Origin of the sequence: Fulvivirga imtechensis AK7, from assembly GCF_000331535.1 — a bacterium.
GTDB lineage: Bacteria > Bacteroidota > Bacteroidia > Cytophagales > Cyclobacteriaceae > Fulvivirga > Fulvivirga imtechensis.
In genome coordinates this window covers 138,071-150,998 of record NZ_AMZN01000014.1, presented here as the reverse complement: position 1 = coordinate 150,998, position 12,928 = coordinate 138,071, and the positions used below count along the sequence as shown (strand labels likewise).

Genomic DNA, 12,928 nt, shown 5'->3' with positions numbered 1-12,928 from the left:
TCCTGGTTAGCAATGACAGCCTAGAGATTAACGAAGCAAACGTCACTGCGAGCGACCGATAGGGAGCGCGGCAGTCTCCTAAATTGAAAGAATGGTTAAAGCCGTGAAGCCATTGGTTCTCGTTATCGATTGGGGGATTGCCACGTCAAGGTCATCTTCCTTTCGTCAGATGACATCTCCTCGCAATGACGTTAGGATGGTTTGGCCATTGGTTTGATTTTTTCAAACCTCTAAACTGGAAACAGGAAACTCCAAACTTCAAAACTCTAAACTGGAAACAGGAAACTCCAAACTTCAAAACTCTAAACTGAGAACAGAGAACGGTGAACTGAGAACAGAAACTGAATTACTCCCCCAGCCACTCCTTAAAAACACTCGCTTTTTCACTGCTAACAGTCAGCGGCTCGCTGGTAGGGAGATTAAGCTCGACTAGAAGCTTGCCCTTGTGGTATTTATGTACAGTCCTGATGGCCGGAAAGTGGATCAGGAACTGGCGGTTGGCCCGGAAGAATTTTTCCGGATCGAGATGTTGGCTCAGGTCATCAAGTGTCTGGTCCATGAGATATTTTTTATCCTCGTTAGTTACCAACTGCACTACGCCATTTCGTGTTTGGAAATAGGCGATGTTGACCGTTTCCACAGATACCAGCTTCTCTCCCTGCTTCACTAAAAACCGGCTTTTGAATTTGCGGTCGTCCATTCGGATCTGGCTGATCAAGGTGTTGATGTCCGTGCTGCTCTCATGCCCGAAAGCATTTTTCATCTCGCGGAATTTTTGCAGGCTGTGGGCCAGGTCTTCTACCTTGATGGGCTTGAGCAGATAGTCTATGCTATTTACTTTAAAAGCTTTGAGTATATAATCATCAAAAGCGGTGGTGAAAATCACAGGACGGGTGATCTTTACCTGTTCAAAGATCTCAAAGCTCAGGCCATCACTGAGCTGAATGTCCATGAAGATGAGGTCGGGCGTGTTGTGGTTTTTGAGCCACTTGATGCTATCCTCCACGCTATCCAGCACCTCAATGATCTCCACACCAGGCTGTACTTCCTCCAGTATCTTCTGCAGTCTCCGGAAAGCGGGGGCCTCATCTTCAATAATCAATACTCTCATAGCTCGACAATCACGGGTTGATCATTTTCATTGACCAGGCTGATCAGAGGTATAGCTACCAGGTAGTTTTGTGCGGTGGTAATAATGTCGATATTTTTATTGCCAAAATACTCATAGCGCTTACGGATATTGGCCAGACCTGTTTTGGTAGACTTTTCTATTCCTTTTTTACCTTGAAAATTGTTTTTAACCACAACAGAACTTCCATTTTCAACATATACATCGATGTGTAGCGGGTGTGCCTTCGAAATAACATTATGTTTTATAGCATTCTCAATCAACATTTGAATGGTAAGCGGAGCGATATACTGCCTTAGGTATTGCTCATCGACCGCATAGCTGGCGGTCAGGTTTTCAGGATATCGCATTTTCAGCAAATACAAATAAGCCTCGGCAAATTCCAGCTCGTCCTTGAGCAACACCAGTTCCTTTTCTTTATTAGCCAGAATATAACGATATACCTCTGACAGTTTTTGCGTAAACTCCGTGGCAATTTTTTGATCTTCTGCTATCAAAGTCGTCAATGTATTCAGGCTGTTAAATAAAAAGTGCGGACTCATCTGGTTCTGCAACACTTCAAACTGTGTTCTGATCTGTTGGTTTTTTAAAGCTTCATTGAGTTGGATAGTACTTTTCCATTGTTCAAAGAAATAAACATTTTCATAGATAAGGCCTACAAAAAGGGCTGCAATGAAATTGACGTCTGTGTATAGAAAAATAGTGGAAGGCTCTGCTATTAACTTAGCCAATGTTCTTCTCTCCAGCATCATGCATATCACAATATCTCCAACAATCAGGAAACCACTCAAAGCTAGGGCGGTCAATACCAGGCGTCTTGGCGTTTGACGGACAAATGGAAACTTCTTTCGGAAGTAAATGAAGAGTATGAAGGCCCCATTCCAGAAAAATGCCGTAATGCCGGTCACAATAAAGAGCTTTTCCAAAGGAGTATGGCTATGGCCGTCATCCCTGTCGACAAAAAAGGTGATGATTAGCGATAATATTAGTATCCCGATCCACCTGAAGTGTATTTCCCTTAGTTTGATTTGATTGCTCAGCCTCATTACCGGTCATTTACTAGCGCGTGGCTAATTAGTGTTTCTAAGAAAACTCACAATTATCGTCATTGCGAACGAAGTGCGGCAATCCCCTCTTCTTTGGGGTGCATTAAGAGGGGATCGCTTCGATTCCTCCCCGTGGCAAGCCCGGGACAGGCGCGATGACGATAAGAGTTTTCTTATAGATAAAACTAATTATCAGTACAAAATAATCAAATCTCCTGAAGGTAACGAATCATTTTGGCGGTGAAGCCGGAAAAACTACCCTTGAAGCCGGAAAAATGTTAATTAAGGCCTTTTTATTTTCAAAAAATGAGAAGAGGCGCGTCCATGCCGCCAAATCCAGCTTTAACTTCGATAATTCCCGTGTTCACGGGTTTTCCCATTTACAAGGTACAAGTAAACCCCTAGTTTAGGGTGTAACTTCAAGCCTTTACTATGAAAACATTATTGCTTTTTACTGTTGGATTTTTTGGTCTGGTCGTCTCCGGGTGGACACAAACACAGGTGATCAAAGGCAGGATACTGGACGCCCAGGCAGATTATCCGCTAATCGGGGCTACTGTGACATTGGTAGGTTGTGATCCTATAAAAGGAGGAGCAACGGATACTGAAGGTTATTTTCGTATTGAGAATGTAGCTGTAGGCAGGCAGACCCTGTCCGTGCAGTATGTAGGTTACAAAAGCATTACTGTACCCAATGTGTTGGTGACAGCCGGGAAAGAAGTGGTACTGGAGCTCAGGCTGGAAGAGTCTGTTGAGAGACTGGATGAGATCGTGATCACTTCTGAGGCTGACAAGGACCTGCCGTTGAATGAGCTGGCCAAAGTAAGCGCCCGCACATTCAGCCTTGAGGAGGTGACACGCTTTTCCGGGGGGCGTAATGATGTGGCACGCCTGGCCACCACCTTTGCGGGGGTTAGCGCGCCAAACGATTCGCGAAATGATATCGTGGTTCGTGGCAACTCACCGGTAGGTCTATTGTGGAGAATAGAAGGGATACCTATTGCCACTACCAATCATTTTGCCACCCAAGGCACTACTGGTGGACCGGTTAATGCGCTGAACACCAACCTGCTCAGGACTTCTGACTTCCTGACGGGAGCATTTCCTGCTGAATATGGTAATGCCAATGCCGCTGTGTTTGATGTGAACTTCAGGAATGGTAATACTGACACCTATGAGTTTACCGGTCAGGTGAGTGCTTTTAGCGGGGTAGAGTTTATGGCTGAAGGACCTATCAGGCAGGCCAATAACGCTTCATTTGTTGCGTCCTATCGCTATGGAATAGCCAGCCTGGCTGCAACAGGAACTACTGCCGTACCCTACTACCAGGATTTTTCCTTTAAGATCAATTTCGGAGAATCTAAAGCAGGGAAGTTTGAGCTTTTTGGTCTGGGTGGACTCAGCAGTATCGACTTCGATGGGGATAAGGTAGAGGAGGATGACCTTTTTGCCAACCCCAATGAGGATGCCTATGTGGATAACCAGTTGGGACTAGTGGGATTGAGCCATTTGCTCAGGATAAACAAAACTACTTTTATAAAAACAGCCATCGGTGCTTCAACCAATTTTAATGAATACCTGCAAGACAATCTGATCAAAGACGCGGAAGATATTCTGATCAGGAAGTACCGGGCTGTCAATTCATCTACCAGAGAAAACAGGTATACACTGACCTCTGCTCTGAATAAGAAGTTTAATGCCAGATGGAGCCTGAAAGCAGGAGCTTTGATAGAGCGATACGAGGCTGACCTTGCTGTTACAGACAGAGACAACCGGTCAGACATTCCCGACAACGATGGTGACGAAGTGCCGGATTACTTCATTACAATAAGGAATATTGACGATACGTACACGCTCAGTCAGATTTTTGCGCAGGCAGAAAATAAGCTGACTGATAACCTAAGTATTACTTTCGGACTGCACAGCCAATATCTTGACTATACCAAAGACTTCGCTTTAGAGCCTCGTGCCGCAGTAAGCTGGCAGCTTTCACCAGGTCAAAGACTAAGTGCTGCTTATGGGCTGCACGCCCAAGCCGTTCCCACGCCAGTGCTCTTTTTTGAAGAACAGGTGGCTCCGGGCGTTTACGAGCGTACCAACCAGCACCTCGATTTCATCAAAAGCCATCACTACGTGTTGGCCTATGACCGCAACTTTGGTACAGACTGGCGCCTGAAGACGGAACTCTACTATCAAAATTTGTTTGATGTGCCCGTGGAAAGCGTGCCTGGAAGCTACTCCGTGCTCAACGAAGGAGCAGACTTTGTGTTCAATGAGGAAGGATCACTGGTGAACGAAGGCACGGGAACTAATTATGGTGTGGAGCTAACGCTTGAAAAATTTTTTAGCCGCGGCTATTACCTTCTGATGACTACATCCGTATATGAATCTAAGTACAAAGGCAGCGATGGGGTTGAAAGAAACACGGCCTTTAACAATAATGTAGTCTATAACCTGCTGTTTGGCAAGGAATGGAAGTTTGGCGCAGGAGGCAGGAATGCCTGGACTTTTGACACTAAGCTGACAACATCGGGCGGCAAGCCGTATTCTCCAGTAGATCTGGAGGCTACACGCGCTAATGCGGGCAGGGAGATCAGAAGGGATGACATTGCGTTTTCCGAGCGATATGATCCTTACTTCCGGTGGGATGTGAAGTTTGGGGTAAGACTAAACAGCAAGAAACGGAATGTTTCGCACCAGTTTTTTGTGGACCTTCAAAATGTGACCAACCGGAAAAATGAGTTTGTGAGAAGATATAACGAGGTGACCGATGCCGTTGACCTCGTGGAGCAAATAGGGTTCTTTCCCGATGTGATGTACAGGGTACAATTTTAATGTTTATGATCCATGGTAGAAGTATTTAAAACCGATATTGATCGAAAAGAAGATGCAGAGAGGGTGTTTCGCCTCCTTTCCTACATCTTCCCATTGGCTACTATAAATTTTGACCTGGAGGATGTGGATAACATTTTGAGGGTGGAATGTAAAAACAGGTCTGTGGATTTTGACAAGCTGATGCGTGTGGTGGAGGAGGCTGGGTTTAAAGCGGAGGTGCTGGAAGACCACCAGCCGGTGGTGGGCTTTCTGTAAACATTTGCCTATCTTTTAGGGTGTGGACTAACCGCAGAGCAAACTGAGGAGAAGCAGAGGGCTCAGAGAAATCTCTCCGTGTTTCTCAAGTATACCTCTGTTAACTCTGTGGTAAAAAATAAATACCTATAAGAAACGTTGCCCATGCAGTTCCGCGATAAGCATTTCCGAGCCAAACATAACAAGACCACAGACGTTTTCTTAAACAACTGACAAACAAACAATGCTCTGGATCATAGGCGCAATCCTTTTAATTTTCATCATTCCGGTCATTATCGGGATGTCCATATCTGCACCGAAGCATGAAGGGCCTAAAATGGCTCATTTTGATGGAAAGCAATTCAAAAACCCCTCAGGAGCATCGGCCCAGGGATTTGCTCAGGTGTTGAAATGGATGACACAGCGCGATCAGGGGCCATGGAAGAAGCTGGACGTCAGTTACGGTCCAAAGCCACCTGAAATCACGCACTCGGTTAGGATAACATTCATCAACCATTCGTCTTTTCTCATCCAGGTAGACGGGGTAAACATTCTCACAGACCCGGTCTACAGCCAAAGAGTCAGCCCCTTCACAAAACTAGGCCCTCAAAGGATGCGCCCTCCCGGCATCCGCTTCGAAGACCTGCCCCCGATCGATTTCGTACTCATCTCCCATAACCACTACGACCATCTTGATAAACCCACGGTAAAACGACTCTATGACATTTTCCAACCGATGTTTGTTGTTCCCCTGGGTGTGGATAAGTACATGAAGAGCCTGGATATCGAGAAGGTGGTGAGCCTGGACTGGTGGCAGGAAATGCCACTTAACCCGGAGTTAGTCGTGGCTTCAGTGCCTGCACAACATTTCTCAGGCCGCGGTATGCTGGACAGAGATGCCACCCTGTGGTGTGGGTTCGTACTCAAAAGAGCTGATGGCAATATTTACTATGTGGGAGACACAGGCTATGACCAAAATATCTTCAAAGAAGTGGGGCAAAGTTTTGCACCGATCAAGCTGTCGTTGATCCCCATTGGCGCTTATGTGCCCAAATGGTTTATGTCTCCCGTACATATCTCACCGGAAGAGGCCGTGCAGGTGCATAAGGATATCAATTCGCAACAAAGCGTTGCCATCCATTTCGGCACCTTCCCGCTAGGCGATGATGGTCAGCGGGAACCTGTGGAGGACCTGCAGAAAGCCCTGAAGGAGCAAAATATTCCATCCGATGAATTTTGGGTGCTGGAAGAGGGAGAAGGCCGGGATTTGAGATAATTACCTACTTTACTAAGCCTTCAAGGATTAGTAAAGTTTTAGAAGTATTGTTGGGTTACAAGGTAAAAAGTCTTGCGCGTTGAGATATTAATTCCTTATAGGCTTTTTTCCGATCAGCCTCCAGGAAAGAGCTTTCTATCAATTGAGTAGCTTCCGGTAGCCACTTTGCAAGTTTTTTATACACGGCACGTATTTGCTTGTCATTTAATTTCAAAGCGGTGCCAAAGCGGTCAAAATAACCTTTATTGAAACTTTCTTTTTTACCACCCAATAGCAAGGCCATATCTTCTTTATCCTTGGGGAGTATCAATTTTACATTTAAAAGGTCATAGAAAGGCGAAAGTACCCAGCCCATATCTGACATCCACATCGAATAGTTTCTAAGGTGCATATCGTTGTTGCCAATGATGAAGTTGAAAACCGTAGATTCAAAAAATCGCAATTTGTCTAATAAAGTGTTCACTGATAAATCTCCAATGGTTCTTCCCAAGGTTTCCATTGTACCCTTGTATTTATCTGCCAATTCAAGGATCTGTAGAAAATCGATCATGTGACTTTTTGATCCATCCGGATTACGATCAATTCGCTTGGTAATGAAACACAATTCGCCGGATTCCAGGCGAATCAGATTAACAGGTACAATATCAATTTTAAACAGTTCCGCTAATTTCATGGAAAGATGCTCGTTTTCAGGCATCTGAGGATATTCCGCATTTTGCGGTTTTAATATATAATGCCCCTCTAAAGCATCCATAATGGTTAATCGCCCCTGATGGCCATTTTTCAATTCATTTTTTATCCATCCCAAAGACAATTTTGGCTGAACGCCCGGAACAGATATGGATAGTTCTGCTACTTTTTTTGCCAATTTTTCCATATCCGATAATCGATATGGTAAAACGGGAGCATGATTTGTTCCAAAGAATGCTTTGATACACTTCGGATGATAGTCAACATGGTTTTCATCCAATTCCTTATAGCAATACAAGCATTTAGGCATCGGCTTCAGTATTAACAGGGTGAACGCTTACCGCACCAATAGCATTTTGACAACAGGCAAGAAGCAGTCCCATGCGGTCATTCTTGTTAATTTTCCAGCTTTCAGCAGCAATATTTAACAGCCATCCTTCCGGAATTAGCCCATCGAAAAACGGGAACAATCTCTTGCTTCTGTATGGCCCTGTGGATACGGGCATTTGAAAAGTAATGAATTGGTCAGGGTGGGTTCGGACGTAATTTTCATCATATACAAACAAATACTCTCCATTATCTTCCTCAGTCAAAAGGCCAGCCCTTACGTTGTTGTATTTAATTATTCCTTGCCGCATGATTCATATTTATTGGGCCTAAAACATGACCAAACATTTGCAACACCTGATTGACCTTCGTCAAACTGAGGTTTTCTTTACCTTGCTCAATCTTTCTAATAACTGTGAGGGCTACTCCCGCTTTTTCTGCAAATTCTTCCTGAGTTAAGCCCAAATGCTTTCTTCGGGTCTTTACAAAGTTTGATAATTCATTCATGTTATATGCATTTACATACAAATATAACAAAAAAAAGCTTATTATATGCTTTTACGTATAATATTGCTTAATATCCTGAAATTATACGCAATTGAATATAATTAACGTGAGTTCGATATAAAATGCTTAAAAAAGGAAGTCATCCTGACGTGAGGAAGGATCTTCCTAAGTTGTTGGCCTCCCCCGAGGCAAGTTCGGGACAGGCAGAATGACCTCAAAAAGAGATTTTTAGGTCTGTTTTAGATACGAATACAATTTAATCGGTTCTACTATATCGAACTCACGTTAATTATGTAAGATCAATTGGAACTGAACTTGGCTACGCCTTTTTTGCGGCTTCAGTGATCAGATGATCAAACGTCATTCATTGGCATCAGCGTTTATATCTTCCAATGCCGATCGCAGCAAGGTATTAAACTTTTCAGGAGCCTCAACCATAGGGTAATGTCCGGTAGGGCCAATGTCCAGTATTTTATAGGAAACTCCTGTCGATTTCAAACCTGTGGAATCAGTAGGGGTTGCACTGCTGTTGATCAGGTAAAGCTCTTTATCGAGCTGTGACAGGCGATCAGCCTCTTTTGGTGCATACTCAAACAACTTTTGTAAGGTTGTTGTGGCTATGGATGAGTCGATTTCTACCACATTAGTAATCACCCTGTCGACAATAGCGCTGTCCGTAGTCGGGTGAAAAAGATAGGTTTTGGAATATGCGGTCGCCACTGTATCAAAGTTGGTCTTTAACTGATCTATGAACCCAGATATTTGCGCCTGAATTTCTTCGGTATATTCAAAGCCAACATCTTTAAAATTGTCTACACCAACCAGCGCAATGACTTTGTCATTATTGATGCCTGCCTCTAGAATGATGTCCCCGGCCATCGAATGACCGATCAGGATCACGTTATTCAAATGGAGTTGGTCAATGACGGCTTTTACATCACCGGCATAATCTTCAACGGTCCAACTATCTCTATCCGATCCGGAACTGCCATGGCCGGGGAGATCTATTGTCACCACCCGGTAATCAGGGCAAAATGCCTCTACCTGGCCAGACCAATACGTTTGATCAATAGCCCATCCGTGTACAAACAACAAGGTTGTATCCCCATCACCACAGCTTTTATGAGCTATAAATACGCCATTATTGTTTACACGAACTTCTGGGGACGCTGTTGCATCAGCGTCAGCACTTGCTTCTTCGTTTGAAGTTTTCGAGCCATTACAAGCGTAAATAGCCATGGAAGCCGTTATTAAAAGGTAGAATTTAATTGTTGAGTACATTTCATAGTGGTTTTTTGGAATCACAGAGTTGAAGTAAATATAGCAGATAACCGTGTTAGCAGCAATGGGTGGGTGTGTTGTCGGAAATGAAAGGTTAAGTTTAAATGGTCGACTTTCCTTTATTGTCAGTCATTCTAAGGTAGTTAGCTACTTTACTAAGCCTTCAAGGATTAGTAAAGTTTGTCACCTCCCCTTAGCAGCCTCCTTTTCCACCTCGCCCTTGCATAGCCTCGGCAGAACAAGGCAAGAGTTTTTGAAGTTCAGCCCGAGCAAGAAGCCCACAGCAATTTTCCTTTCAATTAATCGTTCAAACACACATTTTTAGGCGCGCCAAAACATTTGATCTACCAAAGATGTTGATGCATTAATAACCCACACCCGTTCAGGGTTTTGATTTACGGGAAATGTCCGGGGGGCTGTCAAATTATATTTTCAACCTAAACCCAACAGCCTCACCCGACATTTCTATATCTTCTCATCACTTTCGGCTTCCTCCGGTCGCAACCAGAGTACTAACCATAAAGTGCAGTGATAGTTCATCGGCTAATGAAGAATTTTTCACTTACTTTCAGCTAAGTTCTTTATTAACTGTTACGCAGGCAGTCATTAAATGTTAAATATTTGTTATGGTTGGGGAGAATAGCCTTAGCACAAGCTGTAGTATACTCACAGAATTTTGATGGGTGAGGTTTTGAAAAGTTTTCTTAATCCACTTCACTGCGTGCAGTGATCAGATCACTGAAAAGCTCTAATAATACTCTTTGATATAAGCATAAGCCCGGTCAAACAGCACCTGATCCTTGTGAAGCTGATATTTTAAAAGTGCTTTACGCAAAGATTTTTGTACTTCCCGTTCCCCTGAAGAAGTATTTTGCCATCCGGGAAAGTTAACCACCCCGCACAATAGCATCGATATCATGCACTATTCGTTCCACTACAGCGGGGGCTTTGTCCGTTTTTAATTCTAAAAACAATTCTGTTAAAGCGGCTTTAGGGGATTTTTCTTTGATTTCCTCTTCCAGTTCTTTTTCGGCCTGAACAGTTTCTTTTGCCAGCTTGCATAATTCCTTGACAAACTCAATAGAGGTGATCAAACCTTGTTCCGCCCGGTCTCTGAGCTCTTCAAGCCGTTCGCTTTGACCGAAATCAGTATGGTCCTGAGTTTAAAATTACTTCATCAGCCAGCTCGTGTTGTGCTTCAATAGCCGGGTTGAGCCTGATCAGCGCCTCTTTCAATTCTGACTCAACGAGCACTTCATTTACACCGCGATTAATCTCTTGCGGCGAGCGGTACCCTTGCCATAGTTAGCTTTCGGTTCTTCCAGCACCTGGGTGTTCAGGTTCATTCCGCTGAGCTGGTGGATGATGTAGTGCTCTACGCTATTGAGTTTGTTGAAGCCCATCTATTGTTTCTTTTATCTGGTCAATAATAATATTAAATCTTTCCTCTCTTTCCGCGTAATACATATGGGCTATAATAGCTTCCTGTAGTAATTTGTCATTGAGTATTTCTTCAAAGCAGTTGATCAAAAAAATTCTTACTTCTGCGTCACTTGAAAGGATAATTTCTGTAAAATCTGAGGTGTAATTTAATAAATACACAATATCTTCAAAATCATGACTCATTCTGGCATCCTTAGCGCCTCTACCCTTGAATGCATCAAACTTGGAAGCCAGAAAATATGGGAATGGCATTAGTCGAATTGTAACATCTTCTACATCAACAGTATAAGAATTTTTAAATCCGTCTTTAAACCATCTGTTTGCAGGTGCCCAGCCTATTTCCTCCGTGGCCATCACATCTACTTTTTTATCATCGAGACGGAATCTACAAATCACATTGTCTTCAAAAGTCTGTTTAAATCCACGTTTATTCAATTCTTCCCTTAACAATTCCAGTTCACCGATACTCAGAATTTCAAAACTCAGATCAATGTCTTTTGTAGGCCGAACATCATCAGCAGCAGGGTCGTCAATATAAAGGCTGACCACTGCTCCGCCAACATAAACTACCTGTTCATTTAAATCATCTAATGCTTTAGCTACCTGTATAGTAGCCAGTCGATTGATCTGTGTATTCTTCATTCAATAGCTGTTTTCTTAATATTTGAATAGCAAGTTGCCTTTCTCTTGTTCTACCTACACGTATCGCGTCAATTAATGATAATTGCACATGCAATCGATCATTCATTAGGGCCGCTTTAACAGCCCCGGGATACAACGGGGTGATTGCCTGCCCCCTCATCGTTCCTCTTGCATAGGGCCATACATAATTTTCTGAGCTTTGAATTTCATCACTCAAAGGACTCATCGAGTGGGCCGTAGGCACTCCTCTTACTACCGCACCAGGCTGTTGAGGAAAGGCATATTTTATTCCATATTGAATAAAATCCATTAAAGGTTGTTTCATCACTTGGTAGTTGCCAATTAACAGACCTGCATAGCGGGATCTTTTAAGAGACTTGCTGATCTCGGACTGACTTAATTGTAATTCTCCAGCGAGTAGGTTTTGCGAAAGTTCCTGTTCATTGGACATGGCGATTCGTAATAGAACAACTATATCCAACGGGCTTATTGTAGGTTGTTTTTGTACAGCCATTTTCTTTATTCCATATTCGAATACATAATATTACTGAATTAGATGCTGATTTTAAAGTGGAATTAGATAAATATTCCATATCGGAATATGGAATATTTATTTTTATGTGTGGTTAGAATTCGCGAATCGCGAATTGAGAATCAACATGTCGCGGACTGTAAAATTATTAACTATAATTTTTTATCGCATATCTCGATATGCAATATTGACGGTCAACCTGACGAAGGAAGGAGCTTCCTAACCGAGAATATCAAACTGATCGAAATTTTCCTTCAATCCGAAATAATCCTATAAACCAATTCAAAACTACTTTGCGCTTGATCTTTCAGATGATCATAGGCTATTTTGACGTGTCGTGGTTGGAACAGGTCAGTTTTTCTCGGGTTCCACTGCGACAGGTGTTTCAGAATCTCATCAGTGGATTTAACCGCTTCTTTTGAAACAAGATAATCAACAGAGGAAAGCAATTCCATCGAAAAAGTCGACTCAAAACCTTGGATTAGTTTTAGAACACTTTTAAGTCGCTGCTGCTGTTCAAGTGATAGATTCGCACGAATGTATTTCTCAATCTCTGCGTATTTGTCATAGTCCAAATGGATTGGTTCAAAAGGCTTGACTACATTTTGCTCCATTCCTTTTAAATAGACTCCATTTAAATGCAGCAAAACATGATTTAACTGTACCGCATAAGGGCCATAATGATAAGCTTCAAATTTTAAGCGTAGATTTTCGCCTGCGCGCTGTAGAAAATAAGCCAGTTTGTTGGCGACAAATAAACTGCTCTGCTCTCCCATAGCTTCATATTGAAACATGAGGTAAAGCAGCATGGCTCTGGCAGGTGTCAGTTTAACTTCTTTCTGTGCGGATTCCTTCTGCAGGATTTCCTTTATTTTATCATTTGGCACATAGATACTAATCTGAGCATTTACATGTTTTAGTTTCTCTTCCATAAGCAGCTCTAGAGCGTGATCAGATGACTCCAATCAGATCACTTACCTCGAAAC

Annotated in this window: 14 protein-coding genes; 3 read left to right on the top strand and 11 right to left on the bottom strand. The window is 43.0% G+C overall.

The genetic code is table 11. The features are described 5' to 3' along the window. Window positions 1-346: 346 nt before the first annotated feature. Both C900_RS05080 and C900_RS05075 read right to left on the bottom strand, forming a co-directional pair. Entirely contained in the window at window positions 347-1,111 is a 765-nt protein-coding gene (locus tag C900_RS05080; RefSeq protein WP_009578577.1) for a LytR/AlgR family response regulator transcription factor, read from the bottom strand. Next, on the bottom strand, window positions 1,108-2,175 hold the full coding sequence (locus C900_RS05075) for a sensor histidine kinase (RefSeq protein ID WP_009578576.1): 1,068 nt from the start codon (window positions 2,173-2,175) through the stop codon (window positions 1,108-1,110). The genes C900_RS05080 and C900_RS05075 overlap by 4 nt, the downstream gene beginning before the upstream one ends. Window positions 2,176-2,607: 432 nt before the next feature. Between C900_RS05075 and C900_RS05070 the strand changes: the two genes are divergently transcribed. The 3 genes from C900_RS05070 (at window position 2,608) to C900_RS05060 (ending at window position 6,520) form a co-directional block, all read left to right on the top strand. Further along, window positions 2,608-5,010 (top strand): TonB-dependent receptor, encoded by a 2,403-nt coding sequence (locus C900_RS05070; protein ID WP_009578575.1) that lies wholly within the window; start codon window positions 2,608-2,610, stop codon window positions 5,008-5,010. A 12-nt stretch (window positions 5,011-5,022) separates the two neighbouring features. Continuing rightward, entirely contained in the window at window positions 5,023-5,265 is a 243-nt protein-coding gene (locus tag C900_RS05065; RefSeq protein ID WP_009578574.1) for a hypothetical protein, read from the top strand. A 223-nt stretch (window positions 5,266-5,488) separates the two neighbouring features. Next, on the top strand, window positions 5,489-6,520 hold the full coding sequence (locus C900_RS05060; RefSeq protein ID WP_009578573.1) for an MBL fold metallo-hydrolase: 1,032 nt from the start codon (window positions 5,489-5,491) through the stop codon (window positions 6,518-6,520). 55 nt (window positions 6,521-6,575) lie between these two features. Here C900_RS05060 and C900_RS05055 read toward each other — a convergent pair whose 3' ends face one another. The 9 genes from C900_RS05055 to C900_RS05020 all read right to left on the bottom strand — a co-directional run bounded on the left by C900_RS05055 (window position 6,576) and on the right by C900_RS05020 (window position 12,874). Continuing rightward, a complete protein-coding gene (locus C900_RS05055) occupies window positions 6,576-7,520 on the bottom strand; it encodes a HipA domain-containing protein (protein WP_040495707.1) in 945 nt (314 codons plus the stop codon). Next, a complete protein-coding gene (locus tag C900_RS05050; protein WP_009578571.1) occupies window positions 7,513-7,848 on the bottom strand; it encodes a HipA N-terminal domain-containing protein in 336 nt (111 codons plus the stop codon). Before C900_RS05050 ends, C900_RS05055 begins: the two co-directional genes overlap by 8 nt. Beyond that, window positions 7,829-8,044 (bottom strand): helix-turn-helix transcriptional regulator, encoded by a 216-nt coding sequence (locus C900_RS05045; RefSeq protein ID WP_009578570.1) that lies wholly within the window; start codon window positions 8,042-8,044, stop codon window positions 7,829-7,831. Before C900_RS05045 ends, C900_RS05050 begins: the two co-directional genes overlap by 20 nt. Before the next feature lie 360 nt (window positions 8,045-8,404). After that, on the bottom strand, window positions 8,405-9,325 hold the full coding sequence (locus C900_RS05040; RefSeq protein ID WP_009578569.1) for an alpha/beta fold hydrolase: 921 nt from the start codon (window positions 9,323-9,325) through the stop codon (window positions 8,405-8,407). Window positions 9,326-10,212: 887 nt separating this feature from the next. After that, a complete protein-coding gene (locus C900_RS30330; RefSeq protein WP_009578566.1) occupies window positions 10,213-10,419 on the bottom strand; it encodes a hypothetical protein in 207 nt (68 codons plus the stop codon). Between the two features lie 165 nt (window positions 10,420-10,584). Continuing rightward, complete coding sequence (locus C900_RS29720; protein WP_009578565.1) at window positions 10,585-10,728, bottom strand: hypothetical protein; 144 nt, start codon at window positions 10,726-10,728, stop codon at window positions 10,585-10,587. Further along, window positions 10,706-11,410, bottom strand: coding sequence for a nucleotidyl transferase AbiEii/AbiGii toxin family protein (locus tag C900_RS05030; protein ID WP_009578564.1), 705 nt, complete (start codon window positions 11,408-11,410; stop codon window positions 10,706-10,708). Before C900_RS05030 ends, C900_RS29720 begins: the two co-directional genes overlap by 23 nt. Further along, window positions 11,364-11,924 (bottom strand): hypothetical protein, encoded by a 561-nt coding sequence (locus C900_RS05025; RefSeq protein ID WP_040495702.1) that lies wholly within the window; start codon window positions 11,922-11,924, stop codon window positions 11,364-11,366. The genes C900_RS05030 and C900_RS05025 overlap by 47 nt, the downstream gene beginning before the upstream one ends. 272 nt (window positions 11,925-12,196) lie before the next feature. Continuing rightward, window positions 12,197-12,874 (bottom strand): hypothetical protein, encoded by a 678-nt coding sequence (locus tag C900_RS05020; RefSeq protein ID WP_009578561.1) that lies wholly within the window; start codon window positions 12,872-12,874, stop codon window positions 12,197-12,199. Window positions 12,875-12,928 lie beyond the last annotated feature (54 nt).